We start from the raw sequence: 19,158 nt of genomic DNA, 5'->3' as shown, positions 1-19,158 counted from the left end.
CTTGAGAAGATGTCCACGGACAAGACCACCAAGGCGACGCGCACGGGCAGCGTCCGCAAGGAAAGCACCTGGGGCGGCCAGCTCGCGCAGCTCGTCGCGGTCGTCATGGTGGTGTTCGTCGCCAAGGGCGCCATCGCCGAGCCGTTCTACGTGCCGTCGGGCTCGATGGAGCCGACCCTGATGATCGGCGACGCCCTGCTGGCGTCGAAATTCCCCTATGGCTACGGCACCTCGTCGCTGCCGATGCAGATCACGCTGCCGGAGACGGGACGCCTGTTCGGCGAGACGCCGAAGCGCGGCGACGTCGTCGTGTTCCGCTGGCCGGGCGACAACTCGCAGGCCTGGGTCAAGCGCGTCGTCGGCCTGCCCGGCGACCGCATCCAGATGCGCCAGGGCCAGCTCTACATCAACGGCCAGGCCGCGGCGCTCAAGCCCGACGGCATCGGCGATGCCGAGGACGACACTGGCCGCAACGAGCCGGCCTATCGCTACGTCGAGACGCTGCCGAATGGCGTGTCGCACCTGATCTTCAAGATGCGCGACAACGGCCGGCTCGACAACACGCCGGAGGTGACGGTGCCGCCCGGCAAGCTGTTCGTGCTCGGCGATAACAGAGACAACTCCGCCGACAGCCGCGTGGCCTTGCGCGACGGCGGCGTCGGCCTGCTGCCGATCGACAACCTCGTCGGCCGCGCCGATGCCGTGGTCGGCTCCTGGGACCTCGGCTTCAAGAACCAGCCGGTTTGGGCCTGGCTGTCCGGCTTCCGGCTCGATCGCTTCTTCACCGCGGTGCGCTGAGCGAACGCCGATGACCTTCGACGATGTCAGGGCGCTTGCGCTGGCATGGCCGGAAGTCGAGGCCGGCACGTCCTATGGGACACCCGCGCTGAAGGTGCGCAAGGAGATGCTGGCGCGCCTGAAGGAGGACGGGGACAGTCTCGTCCTTCCGGGCGTGCCGCCGGACGAACGCGCGATGCTGGTGGAAAGCCGGCCGAAGCTGTTCTACGTCACCGATCACTACCGCGACTATCCGATCGTGCTGCTGCGCCTGTCGAAGGCGAGGCGCGCCGACGCAGAGCCGCTGTTGCGCCGGCAGTGGCGGGCATTGGCCTCGAAGAAGGCGCTCGCCGTGTTCGATCGCAGCTGAAACGGGCTGCACGCCGTCCTCCATCTCGTGTATTGAACGTGTCGACGGCACCCATGTTCTGATGCCTTCGACCATCATGACCAAGGACGATTTCATCGCAGCCGCGCTGCGCAACCCCGTCAACACCGCGATCATGCGCGTGCTGCGTGAAACGGCCGTGCCCGATGCCTGGGTCGTCGCCGGCTGCCTGACTCAGACCGTCTGGAACGTGCGCACCGGCCGTCCGGTCGATCACGGCATCAACGACTACGACATCTTCTATTTCGATCCGGATACGTCGTGGGATGCTGAGGACGCCGTCATCCGGCGCATCGCATCCTACCTCCATGACATCGAAGCCAAGGTGGAGGTGCGCAACCAAGCCCGCGTCCATCTCTGGTATCCGACCAAGCACGGCCGGCCCTACCCTGCCGTGACACGCTCCACCGACGGCATCGATCGCTTCCTCACCGTGAACACGCAGGTCGGCCTTCGCCCGACTGTTGCCGGCTACGAGCTCTATGCCCCCAAGGGCCTCGCTGACATCGCGCAGATGATCGTGCGGCCGAACTACACGGCCAACTTCTCGGCGACGAACTATGCGGCCAAGGCGACGCGCTGGAAGACGCTATGGCCGGAGATCACAGTGATAGCCGCGGCGGATTGAGCGCGACCAGACAGGATCGGGAGCCCCCTCTCTCATCCGTCATTCCGGGGCGCGCGCAGCGCGAGCCCGGAATCCATAACCACCATCGTGATTATGGATTCCGGGCCCGTGCCGCTGCGCGCCACGTCCCGGAATGACGACTGAGTTTGGCGCGCCACCGGTGCACAATGCTTCTTCGACATCGCATCTTCAGTTGGCATCATTGCGAGAGCTCGCAATAACGGTGGCTCTGACGATCGACAAGAAGGAGCGAGACTCATCGCCCCGCGCTATCGCACGACGCCTGACGTGAACCCCGCCCGCCGGCGCGGCGGCTTGATTTCCTTCTTCAGAAAGCAATGCGCTTCCTTGCCGGCGTAGCCGGGCCGCGCAAAGGTCCAGGCGCGGCATTTGTTGTCGCCGGTGCAGGCGGCCTTGCAGATGTCCTCGGCGTCGGCGGCCTTCTCTTCCTTCTTGTCCGCGGCCTTGTCGCTGCCCTTGTCAGCGGCCTTCTCGGCCTTCTCGCCGCCCTTCAGATCGGTGGTCTTGATGTCGAAGCTGCGGTAGTCGCCGCCGGGACGGTCGATCGACGTCTCGACCGCATCATTGCGGATCTCGACGACGCCCGCGCCGCGCACGCCGGAAACGCAGCAATTGTCCGGCACGCGCGCCGGCACGCTGTTCTTCAGCCAGCACACCGCGCCCGCTTCCATCACAGTCGGATAGTTGAAGCTCCAGGCGCGGCAGCGCCGGTCGTGCTCGCACAACAGCGCGCAATCGGCCGGGTCGCCGGAGGCGATCGGCGCGCTCATGTAGTCGCCGCCGGGACGATCGGAATAGGTCTGGGCTGAAGCCGGCGTCAGGCACGCGGCCGCGAACAGGCACGCCAGTACCCTCAGCCATGCCCCGATGAAGCGCCCCACGCGCCGCCGCTGAACCATCCGACCCATTGTTAATGTTCGAGTTTTCTTACGAGTTTTTAGGCAGTCATTTGATCGCCACGAACCTGTATGGCGGATGAACGGCCCGGACCGGTGGGAGCTGCGGAAGGCAAAGCAGCGGCGCCCAGGCGCTGAATCGAACCTGGGACACAAATCGCAACAAAAAACAGCGGACCCGAGCCGCCAACCGCCTCAACGCGGAACAGGCGACGCAGCGAACCTGCGATGGCTGCAGGCTCGGCCGTTCCGATCAGAACGCATATTCGTCGTAGGCCGGCTCGACCGAACCGCCCCACGGGCCATCGAACTTCTCCAGCATCTCCTCGGCCGGCGAGCGGCCGCAATCGATGATCTGATCGAGCGGCTCGAGAAAGCGGCTCTCGTCGCGGCCGAGATGGTCGATGCGACTGCGCCGGCGCAGGCCCAGATGCGCCAGGGTCAGGCATTCCTTGGCGATCTCGAACACGTAGCGATTGCGAACACGCGCCTTGAAGCCGAGGCGCGGCACGTCGTCGCGCAGGTTCTGGCGCTCGAACGCGGACCAGGTCTTGACAAGGTCCCAGGCCGCGTCGAGGCTGACGTCGTCGTAGAGCAGGCCGACCCAGAACGCCGGCAGCGCCGGCAGCCGGCCCCATGGCACACCGTCGGCACCGCGCATTTCCAGGTAGCGCTTCAGGCGCACCTCCGGGAAGATCGTCGAGAGGTGATTGGCCCAGTCCGACAGCGTCGGACGCTCGCCCGGCATCGCCGGGTTCTTGCCTGCGAAGAAGTCGCGGAACGAGGTGCCGGAGACGTCGATATAGGTCTCCTCGCGTTTCACGAAATACATGGGAACATCGAGCGCGTAGTCCACCCAGCGCTCGAAACCCATGCCATCCTCGAACGCCCACGGGATCATGCCCGAGCGCTGATTGTCCGTGTCGCGCCAGATCTCGGAGCGGAACGACAGGAAGCCGTTCGGCTTGCCTTCGGTGAACGGCGAATTGGCGAACAGTGCGGTCGCGATCGGCTGCAGCGCCACCGAGACCCTGAGCTTCTTGACCATGTCGGCTTCGGAAGAGAAGTCGAGATTGGTCTGCACGGTGCAGGTCCGGTACATCATGTCGAGGCCATAGCGGCCGACCTTCGGCATGTAGCTGGTCATGATCTTGTAACGGCCCTTGGGCATCAGGGGTATTTCGGCGCGCGACCAGGACGGCGTCATGCCCAGGCCGAGAAAGCCGATGCCGAGCGGAGTCGCGATCTCGCGGACCTGCGCCAGATGCGCCATCAGTTCCGCATGCGTCTGGTGCACGGTCTCGACCGGCGCGCCGGACAGCTCGAACTGCCCGCCCGGCTCCAGCGAGATGGCGCCGCCGCCGGTCACGTCATAGAGCCCGATGATGTTGCCGCGCTCCATGATCGGCTCCCAGCCGAGCAGAAGCTTCATGCCTTCGAGCAGCGCGCCGATGCCGCGCGCGCCCTCGTAGGGTACGGGGCGGTGACCGTCGAGCGTGAACGGCGTCTTCTCGTGCTCGGTCCCGATGCGGAAGGCGGACGGCGGCTTCACGCCGGCCGCGAGCCACGCCACCAGTTCGTCGCGCGACTGCAGCGGGGTCATATCGATCTGGTCACGCGCCATGGGAGTCTCGGTTCAGAAGCGCTTCGAGGGTCGCGCGTGGTGACAGGAAGGGCCGCGGACCCCAGGGGGCCGCGGATGTGAATGGGAACGGATGCTTCATCGGGTCGCCGCGCCCTCTCCGGCCGCCAACGGAGCGGCCTGACCACAGGAGCAGCCAAGGCGATCCAGCAGCATGCAAAGCTTGGCAGCGTCGGTATCCGACAGCTTGGAGCCGACATGCTTCTCGATCGCGGCCGAATAGGCCGACCACATCCGCTTCTGCAGCTCGCGTCCGGCCTCGGTGATCTCGACGAACTGGCCGCGCTTGTCCATCTTGCATTCGCGCCGGACGACCAGACCTTCGTCGACCAGCCGGTCGATCAGCCGGGAGGTGGAATATTGCGGGATCAGCATCTGCCGCTCCAGCTCGACCGGGCGCAGCTCGCCCGCGGGCGCCCGGGACAGCTCCAACAGCGCATCATACCAGGCGAGCGGCGGAAAACCGGCCTTCTTCAGCTCCTGCTCGACGCAGTCCAGCACCCGGCTCTGGACCCGCATCAGGCGGATCCAGGCGGCGGTCGCCTCGGTCGATGGTTTGCGTTTCATGGGCCGGCTCGTATCCTCGGATGCGCAGTCTAGCGCATTCGATGCAGCTGCATCAATCTTGACTATTCCATGCACCTGCATGTAAGGGCGGGTGTGACCGCTCGATAGGTTCCAAGGACAAAAACGGTCTCACGGAGGGAATACAAGATGAAGCTTTATTATTCACCCGGCGCCTGCTCGCTCTCGCCCCATATCGCCCTGCTCGAGGCCGGCCTGCCCTACGACCTGGTCAAGGTCGATCTGCGCACCAAGACCCTGGAAAATGGTGACGATTACCTGAAGATCAATCCGAAGGGCCAGGTGCCGGCGCTGGGGTTGCCGAGCGGGGAGATCGTGACCGAAGGCCCGGTGATCGTCCAGATGATCGCCGACCAGGCGGCGACCAAGAACCTCGCCCCGGCGCGCGACAGCGGCGAGCGCTACAAGCTGCTGGAGTGGCTGAACTTCATCACCTCCGAGCTGCACAAGAATTTCGGCCCGATGTTCTCACCGGTGCTCGCCGACGACGCCAAGGCGTTCTTCAAGGACCGCGTGATGGGCAAGTTCAAATACATCGACAGCCAGCTCTCCGGCCGCGACTACCTGATGGGCCAGCAATTCACGGTGGCCGACGGCTATTTGTTCACCATCCTGACCTGGGCGGACCGGATGAAGTTCGACCTGTCGGCGATGCCGAATCTCGTGGCCTACAAGAACCGCGTCGCCGCACGGCCGAAGGTGCAGGAGGCGCTGACCAAGGAAGGGCTGATGAAGGCGGGGTAAGCGAGATCTTGAAAGGACTCGCTGTTGCTTCTCGGGCAGTCTGTTCTCTCCCCCCTTGTGGGGGAGAGATAGAGAGGGGGGTAGCCACAAGCGCTGGTGCCTGTGGCTACCCCCCTCCCTAATCCTCCCCCACAAGGGGGGAGGGAATGGACAGCAAGCGCGGCTCGCTTCCGTCCATCATTCCGGTCTCAAGCCGCCGCCTTCTTCGGCGGGAAGCGGCCGTAGAAGGTTTCGCCCTTGGCGGCCATCTCCTCCAGGAGCTTCGGCGGGGCGAAGCGCGAGCCGTACTTCGCCGTGAACTTGTGGCACAGCTCGACGAACTTCTTCGTCCCCATGAAGTCGATGTAGGACAGCGTGCCGCCGGTGAACGGCGCGAAGCCGAACCCTAAGATCGAGCCGACATCGGCCTCGCGCACGTCGGTGATGACGTGATCCTCGACGGTGCGCGCGGCTTCCACCGCCTGCACCACCAGGAAGCGCTGCTTCAGCTCCTCGACATCCAGCGTGTCGGGATCGAGATGCTTCGGCTGCAGCTTGGCGAGATCGGGCCAGAGGCTCTTCTGACCCTTGCCCTTCTCGGGATAGTCGTAGAAGCCCTTGGCGTTCTTGCGGCCGAAGCGGCCCTGCTTCTCGACCAGCTCGACCATCAGCTTCTTGTGGTCCTGGTTGATCGCGTTGGGCCCGAGATCATGCTCGGTCGCCTTCATGATCTTGAGGCCGAGGTCGAGCGCGACCTCATCAGACAGCGACAACGGGCCGACCGGCATGCCGGCCATCTTGGCGGCGTTCTCGATCATCGCCGGCGGCACGCCTTCGAGGAACATCTCGTTGCCCTCGGCGATGTAGCGCATCACGCAGCGATTGGCGAAGAAGCCGCGGGAGTCGTTGACCACGATCGGCGTCTTGCCGATGGCGCGGACGTAGTCGAGCGCGGTCGCCAGCGCGACGTCGCCGGTGTTCTTGCCCATGATGATCTCGACCAGCATCATCTTCTCGACCGGCGAGAAGAAGTGGATGCCGATGAAGCGGCCCTGGTCCTTGAACTCTTCGGCCAGCGAGGTGATCGGCAGGGTCGAGGTGTTCGACGCGAAGATCGCGCCGTCCTTCAGATAGGCCTGCGCCTTGGCGTAGGTCTCGGCCTTGACCTTGCGGTCCTCGAACACGGCCTCGATGACGAGATCGCATTCCTTCAGCGCCGCGTAGTCCGCGGTCGCAGTGATGCGGCCCATGATCGCCTCGGCCTCGCCCGGCTTGGCGCGGCCCTTCTTGACCAGGCCGTCGATCACGCTCTGCGCATGCGCCTTGCCCTTGTCGGCGCTCTCCTGATCGCGGTCGATCAGCACGACCTCGAGGCCGCCGCGGGCCGAGACGTAGCCGACGCTGGCGCCCATGAAGCCGGCGCCGATCACGGCGATCTTCTTGATCTTGGTCGCCGGCACGTTCGCGGGGCGACGCGCGCCCTTGTTCAATTCCTGCATCGACAGGAACAGGCTGCGGATCATCGCCGCCGCTTCCTTCGAGCGCAGGATCTTGGTGAAGTAGCGCGATTCGACGCGCAGCGCGGCATCGATCGGCAGCTGCAGGCCTTCATAGACGCAGCTCATGATCGCGCGCGCGGCCGGGTAGTTGTCGTAGGTCTCGCGGCGATAGATGGCGTTGCCGGCCGGGAACATCATCATGCCGTTCTTCGAGAACACCGGGCCGCCGGGCAGCTTGAAGCCCTTCTCGTCCCACGGTGCGACGGCCTTGCCACCGCCCTTGATCCAATCCTTCGCGGCCTTGATGAGGTCGGCCGCCGGCACGATCGCATCGACCAGCTTCATGGCCTTGGCCTTGTCGAGCGTCAGCGCCTCGCCCTTCAACAGCAGGTTCATCGCGTCCTGCGGCTGCACGATGCGCGGCACGCGCTGGGTGCCGCCGGCGCCCGGGAACAGGCCGACCTTGATCTCGGGCAGGCCGAGCCGGGTCTTCGGGTTCTCGGCCGCGACACGATGGTGGCAGGCCAGGGTCAGCTCGAAGCCGCCGCCGAGCGCGAGGCCATTGATGGCGGCGACCCACGGCTTGCCCGACGTTTCCATCGCCCGGTAGATCTGCGAGAAGCGCCGGCTGTTGTCGAACAGCATCTGGTTGGCGGCTTCCTCGCCCTTGCTCTTCAGCACGTCCAGATAGGTGCGGTTCATGCCTTCCAGCATGGACAGATCGGCGCCGGCGCAGAACGCCTCCTTGGCCGAGGTGATGACGACGCCCTTGATGGCAGCGTCGGCGGTCGTCTCCTTGACGATGGTCTCGAGCTCGATCGCCGAGGTCTCGTCGAGCACGTTCATCGAACGGCCCGGAATGTCCCAGGTGATCAGCGCAATGCCGTCGGCATCGGTTTCGAGTTTGAAGTTCTTGAAGGCCATGTGGTGCTCCCAGATTTGGCAGGGGCGCGTCTGTGCTGCGTCAGCCCCGATGTTTCGTCTCCCCTCCCCCTTGCGGGGAGGGGTCGGGGGTGGGGGTCCTCACGGGCAGTGGAGCGCGTGGCACCCCCTCCCCGACCCTCCCCCGCAAGGGGGGAGGGAGCACACCGTCACACCCGCTCGATGATGGTCGCGGTGCCCATTCCGCCGCCGATGCACAGCGTCACCAGCGCGGTCGCCTTGCCGGTGCGCTCGAGCTCGTCGAGCACGGTGCCGAGGATCATCGCGCCGGTGGCGCCCAGCGGATGGCCGAGCGCGATCGCGCCGCCATTGACGTTGATCTTGTCCTTGTCGATCTCGAACGCCTGCATGTAGCGCAGCACGACCGAGGCGAACGCCTCGTTGAGCTCGAACAGATCGATGTCGGATTTCTTCATGCCCGAGCGCTCGAACAGCTTCTCGGTAACGTCAACCGGGCCCGTCAGCATCATCGCGGGCTCCGAGCCGATATTGGCGAAGGCGCGGATTTTCGCGCGCGGCTTCATGCCGTACTTCGCGCCTGCCTCCTTGCTGCCGAGCAGCACCGCACCGGCGCCGTCGACGATGCCCGAGGAGTTGCCGGCGTGATGCACGTAGTTGACGCGCTCGATCTCCGGATGCGACTGGATCGCCACCGCATCGAAGCCGCCCATCTGCGCCATCTGCACGAACGACGGCTGCAACTGCGCCAGCGACTGCATGGTCGTCGAGGGACGCATGTGCTCGTCCTTGGCGAGGATGGTCAGGCCGTTGATATCCTTGACCGGCACCACCGACTTGTCGAAGCGGCCTTCCTCCCAGGACTTCGCCGCGCGCTGCTGGCTCTGCACCGCATAGGCGTCGACGTCGTCGCGGGAGAAGCCGTATTTGGTCGCGATCAGGTCCGCCGAGACGCCCTGCGGCATGAAGTAGGACGGCACCGCCATCGACGGATCCATCGGCCAGGCGCCGCCGGACGCACCGATGCCGACGCGGCTCATCGATTCCGCACCACCACCGATGACCAGCTCATGCTGGCCGCTCATGATCTGCGCCGCGGCGAAGTTCACGGCGTCGAGGCCGGAGGCGCAGAAGCGGCTGATCTGAATGCCCGGAACGGCATCGCCGAGACCCGCATTCAGCGCGGCGAAGCGCGCGATGTCGGAGCCGGCCTCGCCGACCGGATCGACCACGCCGAGCACGACGTCGTCGACCGCGTCCTCGGGGATGTTGTTGCGGTCCTTCAGCGCCTTCAAAGGCACGGTGGCGAGCGCGAGCGCGGTCACCTCATGCAGGCTGCCGTCGGCCTTGCCGCGGCCGCGGGGAGTCCGTACGTGGTCGTAGATAAAGGCCTCAGGCATCACGCCCTCCTCATCTGGTCAGATTTGTTGTTCGCATTGACGACGGTGCCGGCGCGCGGCGCGCACCGGCTCTCGTCTGATCCTCAGAAGGCTTCCGCCGGCAGTTCCATCACGGTCGCACAACCGGCCTGGAGGCGGGCGAGATGCGCCGCCGTTTCGGGCAGCACGCGCTCCATGAAGAAGCGGCCCGTCACCAGCTTGGTGGTGAGATAGGTCGAGCCGTCGCCGGCCGCAATCTTGTCCTGCGCCACCTTCGCCATCTTCGCCCACATGTAGCCGAAGGTGACCAGCGCAAAGAGATGCATGTAGTCGGTCGCGGCGGCGCCGGCATTGTCCGGCTTGGTCATCGCGTTCTGCATCAGCCACGTGGTGGCCTGCTGCAGATGGCCGAGCGCGGTCGACAACGGGGCTACGAACGGCTTCATCGCATCGTTGCCGCCCTGCTCCTTGGCGAACGAGCCGACCTCGTTGAAGAAGGCCATCACGGCGCGGCCGCCGTCGCGCGGCAGCTTGCGGCCGACGAGATCCAGCGCCTGGATGCCGTTGGCGCCTTCGTAGATCATGGCGATGCGCGCATCGCGCACGAACTGCTCCATGCCCCACTCGGCGATGTAGCCGTGGCCGCCATACATCTGCTGCGCCTGGACCGCGTTGGCGAAGCCCATGTCGGTCATGTAGCCCTTCATGACCGGGGTCATCAGGCCCATGTGGTCGTCGGCGGCCTGGCGGTCCTTCGGGTCCTGCGAGCGGTGCGCGACGTCGCTCTTCAGCGAGGTCCACACCACCATGGCGCGCGCAGCCTCGTTGAAGGCGCGGATCGACAGCAGGGTCCGGCGCACGTCGGGATGCACGATGATCGGATCGGCGGCCTTGTCGGGCGCCTTGGGCCCAGTCAGCGAGCGGCCCTGGATGCGCTCGCGCGCATAGGCGACCGCGTTCTGATAGGCCACCTCGGACTGCGCGAGACCCTGCACGGCGACGCCGAGCCGGGCCTCGTTCATCATCACGAACATGCCCTGCATGCCCTTGTTCTCTTCGCCGATCAGCCAGCCGGTGGCGTTGTCGTAGTTCATCACACAGGTCGAATTGCCGTGGATGCCCATCTTGTGCTCGATCGAGCCACAGGTGACGCCGTTGCGCGCACCCACCGTGCCGTCGGGGTTGACCATGAACTTGGGCACCACGAACAGCGACACGCCCTTGATGCCGGCCGGCGCGCCCTCGATGCGGGCGAGCACGAGGTGGATGATGTTGGGAGCCAAGTCATGCTCGCCGGCCGAGATGAAGATCTTGGTGCCGGAAATCCTGAAGCTGCCGTCGGCCTGGCGCACCGCCTTGGTGCGGAGCAGGCCGAGGTCGGTGCCGCAATGCGGCTCGGTGAGGTTCATGGTGCCGGTCCACTCGCCGGCGACCATCTTCGGCACGTAGGTCTTCTTCTGCTCCTCGCTGCCATGCACGATGAGTGCCGCGGTGGCGCCCATGGTGAGGCCGCCATACATCGAGAACGCCATGTTGGCGGAGCACTGGAATTCGTTGACGGTCTGGCTGAGCGTCACCGGCAGGCCCTGCCCGCCATATTCGGTTGGCGCCGACAGGCCGAGCCAGCCGCCCTCGACGATCTGCTTGTAGGCGTCCTTGAAGCCTTTCGGCGTGGTCACGCTGCCGTCGTCATGGCGCTTGCAGCCTTCGAGATCACCCACGCGATTCAGCGGATGCAGCACCTCTTCGGCGAGCTTGGCGGCTTCGCCGAGGATCGCCTCGCGGACATCCGCCGAAGCATCGGAGAATCCCGGCAGATTGTCGTAGCGGTCGATCTGGAACACGTCGTTGAGCAGGAAGGTGACATCTTCCACGGGGGCTTTGTAGATCGGCATTGGCGTCTCCGGCAGGAAGGCTGAAGTTTCAGACGGGGAATTCCACGGACGCGGCAGGCAATGCAGGCCGCGGACTGTAGCGATTTCTCAAGGCTTGCGGCAGCCGTTAGTTTGCGACTGTCGGTCGCGTCACGACGGCTTGCTCATGGCGGCGAGCTGTTCGCCCATCAGGCGGTGCAGCAAATTGATCGCCTTGAGCGGGCGCACCATGACCTTGAAATGTGTGATCAGACCGGCGTCGTCGAAGCTGATGATATCGACGCCGTTGAGCTTGATCCCTTCGATCTCGTTCTCGAATTCGAGCACGGCGCCCGTGGCGTTACGCCACTCCCCGACATACTTGAATCCGGGACCGCCTAAGACTTTCTCAGCACTCGCGAGATATTTGAAGGTAATGTCGCGGCCGCGTTGCGGCGTGTGCACGACGGGACTTTCGAACACGGCGTCGGGATGCAGCAGCTCCCGCAAAGCGCCGAGATCGTGAGACCTCATGTAGCCGTACCATCCATCGAGGCCGGTCATTGTCATTGGGCGTCTCCTCGGGGCGGAACAGGCCAGCACCACAACCACCCCATATGCACATTGACGCATATGCGCTAGTGTGCATAATGTCAAGCGTGGAGCGGGGCAGAACACGATCAGAAAAACGGGAGCAGTTTCCGGCCATGGCCCTCGGCGACGCCATCCTCGCCTGCCTCACCGAACATCCGATGACGGGCTACGAGCTCGCCAAGACGTTCGACTCCTCGATCGGCTTCTTCTGGAAGACGGACCACCAGCAGATCTACCGCGAGCTGTCGCGGCTGCGCGACCGCGGCTACATCCAGGGGCGCGAGGTGGTGCAGACCGGCAAGCCCAACAAGCTGGTCTACACATTGACCGCGGAGGGCCGCGCGGCGTTTCGCAGCTGGGCGGCGCGGCCGAGCACGCCGGCCTCGACGAAGGACGATCTTCTCGTCCGGCTCTATGCACTGGGCGCCGCCGACATCGGGCCGATCCGGGCCGACCTGATGGCGCGGCTCGAGCATCATCGCGACCGCGCCGAGCGCTACGATCGCATCCTCAAGAAGCATTATGCGGACGGCAACGTGGCCCCGGCCGATATGGGCAAGCTCCTCAACCTGCGTCTCGGCCTGCGCCACGAACGCATGGTGGCGGAATGGTGCGAGGAAGCGATCACCGCGCTGTCGACGATATCCGGCGCGAGCAGCGTGCGGCCGCTCGATCCATCATCGCGTGAAAATGCCGGCTGATACCCGCCGTTTGATAGGGCAAAACTTCTGGCCGCGCCGGCGGTAAACTTAACGCGTTATTTACCGTAAAAGTCAAAAGTCGGGACCTGGAGCAGACGATCTGCGCGGACCCGTTCATGTTCATGTCCGGGACGCGTGGGGAGGCTGGAGGCGCTTGGTGGAGCGCTGGAAGCGGAACCGGACGAGACATGAATTCGCGCGTACCGTGGAGTAATGAAGGCATCGACCCGTCCGTCCGCGAGAGGGCCGAGGCCGCGGCGCAACGCGCCGGAATGACGCTGAACGACTGGATCAACTCCACGCTCGGCGCATCGACCCCGCCCGATTTCCGCGGCAGCCCCGCGCCACGCAGCACGCCGACCGTCAGCCGCGATGCCCGCGAGGTGACCGACATCCATCAGCGGCTCGACTCCATCGCACGGCAGATCGAGCAAATGTCGCGCCCCGTCGCGCGCAAGGATGGGCCACGCGACGAGCAGGGCGTCGCGCGTCAGCTAAACGACGCGATCTCGCGGCTCGACGCCCGCCTGTCGCAGATCTCGACGCCGCTGCGCAAGCCGGACACCGAGGACCGCTATCGTGGTCCTGACGGCGTCGAGCGCGCCGCTGCGCAGCTCTACCGGCCCGCCCAGCCGCTCAGCGCGGGTTCGTTCGACGTGGCCGTGGCCGAGATCAGCGCCCGCCAGAGCGAGCTCGACAATGCGCGCCCGCTGCCGCCGCACCAGGCACCGCCGACCGCGCCTGCCATGGCATCCGCAGCAGCGCCGCTGATGACTCCGATCAGCGCGCCGCTGACGCCGCCGCAACCGGCAGCCCCCACTCCCGATTTCTCGCTGCTCGAACGCCATCTGCTGAAGATCACGAGCCAGATCGAGGCGCTGCATCGCCCCGACGACGGCATCGAGCAGTCGATCGCCGGCTTCCGCAACGAGCTCTCCGAGATTCGTCACGCCATCACCGAGGCGATGCCGCGCCGGGCGATCGAATCGATCGAGAACGAGATTCGCTCGCTGTCGCGCCGTATCGACGAGAACCGCAACACCGGCGTCGACGGCCACGCACTGGCCGGGATCGAGCGCGCGCTGACCGACATCCGCGAGGTCGTCGGCTCGCTGAAGCCTGCCGAGCAGCTCGCCGTCTATGACGAGGCGATCCGCAATCTCGGCGCCAAGCTCGACCTGATCCTGCGCGCCAATGACGACCCTGGCACCGTGCAGCAGCTCGAAAGCGCCATCGCGGCGCTGCGTGCGATCGTCGCCAATGTCGCCTCAAACGACGCGCTGGAACGACTGTCGGACGATCTCCGCCAGCTGTCGTCGAAGGTCGACCAGGTCACACAGGCGCGCGACAATCACGACTCGTTCCACGAGTCGTTTGCGGCGCTCGAACAGCGCATTGCCGCGCTGACCTCGACCCTGGAAAGCCGCGAGCCGCCGGCGGCCGCGCCCGACCACACTGCCCAGATCGAGGACGCGCTGCGCGGCCTGTCCGACCGCATCGACCGCCTGCAGGTCGGCAACGACGGCTCATCGGCGATCACCCATCTCGAACAGCGGATCAGCTATCTGCTGGAGCGGCTCGAGGCCGCCAACGACCCGCGCGGCGGCAACATGACCCGCGTCGAGGACGGCCTGCAGGACATCCTGCGCTATCTCGAACGGCAGCAGGCGACCTTCGCAGCGCTGGCGGAGAGCCGGTCGCAGCGCGAAACGTCGCAGGACGGCGGCCTGATCGACATGGTCAAGCGCGAGCTGTCCGACATCCGCTTCAGCCAGACCGAGACCGACCGCAACACCCAGGACTCGCTCGAGGCCGTCCACAACACGCTGGGGCACGTCGTCGACCGCCTCGCCATGATCGAAGGCGACCTGCGCAATGTGCGCGCCACCGCGAGCCCGCCGGCCGCGCTGCCGCCGCTGGCACCGCCAATCGAGTCGCCGATGCCGGCCGCACGCGCGCCGGCGCCCCAGGCCTTTGCCGAGCCGGCCAGGCCAGAGCCCGCCTACCGGCCTGAGCTGCCCAATCCGGCGGCCGAGCAGCCAGCGGGACAGATTGTCGCTCCGGCCGCGGGTCAACAGGCGTTCGCGGCCGCCTCGCGCGACTTCCACGCCGCGCAGGCGACGGCGGCCACCATGCCGCCGCCGATTCCGCCGAAGGCGATCGCCGACATCCTCGAGCCGCACACAGCACAGGCGCCCCGCCCGACCGTCATCGTCCCCGAGCTGCCGCCGGATCATCCGCTCGAACCCGGCACCCGTCCGCCTGGCCGGACCGCATCGCCCGCCGAGCGGATCGCCGCGTCCGAGGATGCGCTGAGCGAGCTTCCCGCCGGCAAGCGGGAGCCGGTGTCGACGTCGAGCTTCATCGCGGCTGCGCGCCGCGCGGCGCAGGCCGCGGCGGCTGCACAGCCCGTGGACGCCAAGAAGGCGAAGAAGGACAAGCCGAAGGAGAAGGCCAAGGAACCGCCGAAAGACCTCCCCAAGGACGTCGCCAGCGACGCTGTCAAGCCCAAGACCAAACCCAAGGACAAGCCGACGTTCGCTCTCACCGCCGAGGGTGACGAGGAAGTCTCGACCATCGGGTCGAAGATCCGCTCGCTCCTGGTCGGGGCCAGCGTCGTCGTGATCGTGCTCGGCACTTTCAAATTCGCGATGTCGCTGCTCGACAGCGGCAGCACGCCGCCACCGATCTCGCCGATGGAAACCCAGGGCGAGGCGCCGCGCGCGCAGATGCCGTCGGCCTCGCCGAGCCTGTCGCCGCGGCCGACGACGCCCGACCAGAGCGTGCCATCGTTGACGTCGCCGACGCCGATCGACCGTCAGTCCTACAATCGGGCCATGCCGAGCGAAGCGGAGACGATCGCAATGCTCGCGATCCCGCAGGACGTCGAAAAGCCAGCCACATTACCTGCTGCCGTCCCCACTGATATCACCGGCACGATCCCAACCGCTGCCAACGGCCAGAAGCTCGGCTTGGTGCAGGTGCCCGCCTCCGAGAAGCTGCCCGATGCCATCGGCGGACTGGCGCTGCGCAATGCCGCCCTGAAGGGTGATCCGACCGCCGCCTACGAAGTCGGCGTGCGCTTTGCCGAGGGCAAGGGCGTCGCGGCGAACTATGAGGAAGCCGCGAAGTGGTATGACCGCGCCGCGCAGGCGGGGCTGATCCCGGCGGTCTTCCGTCTCGGCACCTTCTACGAGAAGGGTCTCGGCGTGAAGAAGGACGCCGACATCGCCCGCCGCTACTACGTGGTCGCCGCCGAGCGCGGCAACGCCAAGGCGATGCACAATCTCGCCGTGCTGGACGCCGACGGCGGCGGCAAGGGCGCGAACTACAAGAGCGCCTCGCAATGGTTCCGCAAGGCCGCCGAGCGCGGCGTCGCCGATAGCCAGTTCAACCTCGGCATCCTCTATGCCCGTGGCATCGGCGTCGAACAGAACCTCGCCGAATCCTACAAATGGTTCACCCTGGCCGCAGCGCAGGGTGACGTCGACGCGGGGCGCAAGCGCGACGATGTCGCCAAGCGGCTCGATGTCCAGTCGCTCGCCGCGGCCAAGCTCGCGATCCAGACCTTCACGGTCGAACCGCAGCCCGACGACGCCGTGAACGTGCCGGCGCCCGTCGGAGGCTGGGATGGCACGCAGGCGATCGCCAAGGCAGCCGCGGCCAAGGCGGCGCTGGCGAAGCGCGCGGCTGCGACGGCGCCGCGCTGACACGGGCATAGCGCCCCTCTTTCGACATGGACGAGCGTCCGCGCACAGCCTGAAAAATCCTCCCGGCTTGCGATCGCGCCGCCATAGTGTCGCGCGGTCGATCGATATAGGTTGTCGCGGCGGATCATCACGAGCGCCGCGAGGGAGCATCGACGGGTGTCAGCGGGGAACGAACAACAGGACGGCGCGCGCTTCCTGCAGTCGCCGACGGGCCCCCGCGTGCCGCCGCGGACTACGGCGAACGTCGCCGCTGCTCCGCCTCCTCGCCAACGAATGCAGCAAGTGACCGACGGCTATCCTGCGGCGTTCCGATGGCGCCGGCTGGCTTCCGTCATCTTCTTCGTTGCAATCGTGCTCGGCGGAGGCATTCGCGCCTACCGCGACCTGTCGCGACCCGACGCCTGGTCGTTCTGGAAGGATCAGTACATCTCGCCGAGTCTGTCGGCGGCGCTGGTCGCCGACCCCGCGCTTGCCGGGCTGGGCGGCAGGCGCACCGTGCTCGCCGTCAGCGGCCCCATCGGGCCAGCGGCGGCCGGCTGGCTGCGCGAGCGGATCAGCGAGGCCCGTCTCAAGCCGGGCGACGTGATCCTGCTGTCCTCGCCCGGCGGCAACCTCGACCAGGGGGTGCTGATGGGCGAGATCATCCGCGCCCATGGACTCGCTACCGCCGTCGGCGTGGCCGACAATGCCGGCCGCATCCGTCCGGGCTTCTGCGCCAGCGCCTGCGTGTTCGCCTTCGCCGGCGGGCAGACCCGCTACGGCCTCGATGGTTCGGCGCTCGGCGTGCACCGCTTCACGTCGGAGGCCCGTGGCGCCGACGCGGTCGCCGACACCCAGCGCGTCACCGGCGCCATCCTCGGCTACATGACGCGCATGGGCGTATCGTCGCAGGTCATCGAGGCGATGTCGCAGACCCGCGACATCCGCTGGCTCGATCCGGGCGATGCCGAGGCCATGAGGCTGGTGACCGCGCCGCTCAAGGCCCTTTGACGGAGCGCCCAGACCCCCACGTTCGGCGTCGGTGGATGTGACGTCGACTTCGGGCGGGAATGACTGATCCCTTCGCTGCCATTTTCGGTTATGCAGGAGCTTGGCATCCTGCGTCGCATGCGCGGGATGCTCGCTCGAAGGATCGCAGAGGCCGCGCGGATGCAGATTTATCTTCCGATCGCCGACATCCCGGTCAACATCTTCCTGTTGCTGGCGATGGGCGCGGCCGTCGGCTTCGTCTCCGGCATGTTCGGCATCGGCGGCGGGTTCCTGATGACGCCGCTCCTGATCTTCGTCGGCATCACCCCCGCGGTCGCGGTCGCCTCGGTCTCCAGCCACATCGCCGCCTCCTCGTTCTCCGGGGCGCTGTCCTATTGGCGACGGCGCGCCATCGATCCCTCGCTGGCCGCGGTGTTGATGATCGGCGGCGCGCTCGGCACCGGACTCGGCGTCGCCACCTTCACCCTGTTGCGGTCGCTCGGCCAGCTCGATCTGATGATCGCGCTGTCCTATGTCGTCCTGCTGACGAGCGTCGGCGGCACGATGTTCTGGGAGGGTCTGCGGGCGATGATGCGCGCGCGCCAGGGCGCGGTCGCGACCGTGCGGCGTCCGGGCAGCCATGTCTGGATCCATGGCCTGCCGCTGAAGATGCGCTTCAAGCGCTCGAAGATCTATGTCTCCGTCATTCCGGTGATCGCCATCGGCCTCATCATCGGCTTCCTCGGCGCCGTGATGGGCATCGGCGGCGGCTTCATTCTGGTGCCCCTGCTGATCTACCTGCTGCGCGTGCCGACCTCGACCGTCATCGGCACCTCGATGGTCCTGACGCTCGCGACCATGATGATCGCGACCATGCTGCACGCGATGAGCAATCATCTGGTCGACGCCGTGCTGGCGCTGATCCTGATGGTCGGCGGCGTCACCGGCGCGCAGTTCGGGGCCCGCGCCGGCCAGATGATCCGCGGCGAGCAGCTGCGGCTGCTGCTCGGCCTGCTGATCCTCGCCGTCGGCATCCGGTTCGCGATCGAGCTCGTGATCAAGCCCGACGACCTGTTCACGATCCGCGAGACCGAGATCAGCAGATGACGCCGCTCCGCCTCGCCAGCCTCACCTTCATGCTGCTGCTTGCCGGCGCCGCATCGGCGCGCGCCGAGCGGCTGATCGTCTCGGTCTCCAACCATCGCGTGACGGTGACGCCGAACTATTCCGGGGAGGAGCTGGTGCTGTTCGGCTCGGTCGAGAAGGACACCCAGACCCCGCCGGGTCGCACCGCCTATGACCTCGTCGTCACCGTCCGGGGCCCGCGGGCCGACATGGTGACGCGGCGCAAGGAGCGCAAGTTCGGCATCTGGATCAACACCGACTCGCGCCAGTTCCTCAAGGTGCCCGGCTATCTGGCGCTGTTCGCCAACCGCCAGTTCGACGCGATGGCCGCGCCCGAGGTGCTGCGCCGGCAGCAGCTCGGACTCAACAACGTGCTGCTGACCCAGCGCGTCGGTCCCGACTATGCCGACGTGGTCCCGAACGACGCGTTCCGCAGCGCCTTCGTGCGGCTGCAATCGCAGCACGGTCTGTACCGCGAGGATACGTCCGCGGTGACCTTCCTCACGCCAACGCTGTTCCGCACCGGCATTCCGCTCCCCGCTGCGGTGCCGATCGGCACCTACGAGGTCGAGATCAAGCTGCTCGCCGACGGCGCGCTGGTCACCAAGACGGAGACCGCGTTCGAGATCGTCAAGGTCGGCTTCGAGCAGTTCGTCGCGAACTCGGCGCGGCAGAGCGGCTTCGTCTACGGCCTCGTCACCGCCGCGATGGCGCTGATGACGGGATGGATGGCGTCGATCGTGTTCCGCCGGGATTGATCTTTTTCTC

16 protein-coding genes are annotated in these 19,158 nt (G+C 66.4%); 9 read left to right on the top strand and 7 right to left on the bottom strand.

Annotation, left to right across the window (positions count from 1 at the left end):
• The first annotated feature begins 9 nt into the window (after positions 1–9).
• From lepB to ACQR03_RS22260, 3 genes are all read left to right on the top strand, one after another.
• On the top strand, positions 10–798 hold the full coding sequence (lepB, locus tag ACQR03_RS22270) for a signal peptidase I (RefSeq protein WP_316204550.1): 789 nt from the start codon (positions 10–12) through the stop codon (positions 796–798).
• A gap of 10 nt (positions 799–808) precedes the next feature.
• Positions 809–1,147, top strand: a complete 339-nt coding sequence (locus tag ACQR03_RS22265) for an MmcQ/YjbR family DNA-binding protein (protein WP_316165579.1) — start codon at positions 809–811, stop codon at positions 1,145–1,147.
• A gap of 76 nt (positions 1,148–1,223) precedes the next feature.
• Positions 1,224–1,793 (top strand): nucleotidyltransferase family protein, encoded by a 570-nt coding sequence (locus ACQR03_RS22260; protein WP_434841906.1) that lies wholly within the window; start codon positions 1,224–1,226, stop codon positions 1,791–1,793.
• A 269-nt stretch (positions 1,794–2,062) separates the two neighbouring features.
• On the opposite strand, the gene ACQR03_RS22255 is transcribed toward ACQR03_RS22260, so the two are convergent.
• From ACQR03_RS22255 to ACQR03_RS22245, 3 genes are all read right to left on the bottom strand, one after another.
• Positions 2,063–2,713 carry a PAN domain-containing protein gene (locus ACQR03_RS22255; protein WP_315828023.1) on the bottom strand — a complete coding sequence of 217 codons (651 nt, stop codon included), beginning with the start codon at positions 2,711–2,713 and terminating at the stop codon, positions 2,063–2,065.
• A gap of 250 nt (positions 2,714–2,963) precedes the next feature.
• Positions 2,964–4,334: a glutamate--cysteine ligase gene (locus tag ACQR03_RS22250; protein ID WP_316165580.1), complete on the bottom strand. Its 1,371-nt coding sequence runs from the start codon at positions 4,332–4,334 to the stop codon at positions 2,964–2,966.
• A gap of 96 nt (positions 4,335–4,430) precedes the next feature.
• The gene (locus ACQR03_RS22245) at positions 4,431–4,919 is read right to left on the bottom strand and encodes a MarR family winged helix-turn-helix transcriptional regulator (protein ID WP_315717931.1); all 489 of its coding nucleotides are present in this window, start codon (positions 4,917–4,919) and stop codon (positions 4,431–4,433) included.
• A 147-nt stretch (positions 4,920–5,066) separates the two neighbouring features.
• On the opposite strand from ACQR03_RS22245, the gene gstA reads away from it, so the two are divergent.
• On the top strand, positions 5,067–5,681 hold the full coding sequence (gene gstA / locus ACQR03_RS22240) for a glutathione transferase GstA (protein ID WP_434841886.1): 615 nt from the start codon (positions 5,067–5,069) through the stop codon (positions 5,679–5,681).
• A gap of 188 nt (positions 5,682–5,869) precedes the next feature.
• Here gstA and ACQR03_RS22235 read toward each other — a convergent pair whose 3' ends face one another.
• The 4 genes from ACQR03_RS22235 to ACQR03_RS22220 all read right to left on the bottom strand — a co-directional run bounded on the left by ACQR03_RS22235 (position 5,870) and on the right by ACQR03_RS22220 (position 11,861).
• On the bottom strand, positions 5,870–8,083 hold the full coding sequence (locus tag ACQR03_RS22235) for a 3-hydroxyacyl-CoA dehydrogenase NAD-binding domain-containing protein (protein WP_434841885.1): 2,214 nt from the start codon (positions 8,081–8,083) through the stop codon (positions 5,870–5,872).
• Positions 8,084–8,250: 167 nt separating this feature from the next.
• Positions 8,251–9,459, bottom strand: coding sequence for an acetyl-CoA C-acetyltransferase (locus ACQR03_RS22230; RefSeq protein ID WP_315717934.1), 1,209 nt, complete (start codon positions 9,457–9,459; stop codon positions 8,251–8,253).
• Positions 9,460–9,542: 83 nt separating this feature from the next.
• Positions 9,543–11,333 carry an acyl-CoA dehydrogenase C-terminal domain-containing protein gene (locus tag ACQR03_RS22225; protein ID WP_315717935.1) on the bottom strand — a complete coding sequence of 597 codons (1,791 nt, stop codon included), beginning with the start codon at positions 11,331–11,333 and terminating at the stop codon, positions 9,543–9,545.
• Positions 11,334–11,462: 129 nt separating this feature from the next.
• A complete protein-coding gene (locus ACQR03_RS22220) occupies positions 11,463–11,861 on the bottom strand; it encodes a nuclear transport factor 2 family protein (protein WP_315717936.1) in 399 nt (132 codons plus the stop codon).
• A 137-nt stretch (positions 11,862–11,998) separates the two neighbouring features.
• Between ACQR03_RS22220 and ACQR03_RS22215 the strand changes: the two genes are divergently transcribed.
• The 5 genes from ACQR03_RS22215 to ACQR03_RS22195 all read left to right on the top strand — a co-directional run bounded on the left by ACQR03_RS22215 (position 11,999) and on the right by ACQR03_RS22195 (position 19,148).
• Positions 11,999–12,586 carry a PadR family transcriptional regulator gene (locus ACQR03_RS22215; protein ID WP_315717938.1) on the top strand — a complete coding sequence of 196 codons (588 nt, stop codon included), beginning with the start codon at positions 11,999–12,001 and terminating at the stop codon, positions 12,584–12,586.
• A gap of 188 nt (positions 12,587–12,774) precedes the next feature.
• Positions 12,775–16,296 carry a hypothetical protein gene (locus ACQR03_RS22210; RefSeq protein ID WP_434841884.1) on the top strand — a complete coding sequence of 1,174 codons (3,522 nt, stop codon included), beginning with the start codon at positions 12,775–12,777 and terminating at the stop codon, positions 16,294–16,296.
• Between the two features lie 156 nt (positions 16,297–16,452).
• Positions 16,453–17,286, top strand: coding sequence for a hypothetical protein (locus ACQR03_RS22205; RefSeq protein WP_316226709.1), 834 nt, complete (start codon positions 16,453–16,455; stop codon positions 17,284–17,286).
• A gap of 159 nt (positions 17,287–17,445) precedes the next feature.
• A complete protein-coding gene (locus ACQR03_RS22200; RefSeq protein WP_315717941.1) occupies positions 17,446–18,372 on the top strand; it encodes a sulfite exporter TauE/SafE family protein in 927 nt (308 codons plus the stop codon).
• The gene (locus ACQR03_RS22195; protein WP_315717942.1) at positions 18,369–19,148 is read left to right on the top strand and encodes a TIGR02186 family protein; all 780 of its coding nucleotides are present in this window, start codon (positions 18,369–18,371) and stop codon (positions 19,146–19,148) included. The genes ACQR03_RS22200 and ACQR03_RS22195 overlap by 4 nt, the downstream gene beginning before the upstream one ends.
• Positions 19,149–19,158 lie beyond the last annotated feature (10 nt).

It is taken from the genome of Bradyrhizobium sp. HKCCYLS3070 (assembly GCF_051167575.1).
In the GTDB taxonomy this organism is placed as follows: Bacteria; Pseudomonadota; Alphaproteobacteria; order Rhizobiales; family Xanthobacteraceae; genus Bradyrhizobium.
Note: the sequence above shows the minus strand (reverse complement) of the source record. Positions and strands in the feature narration are given on the sequence as shown.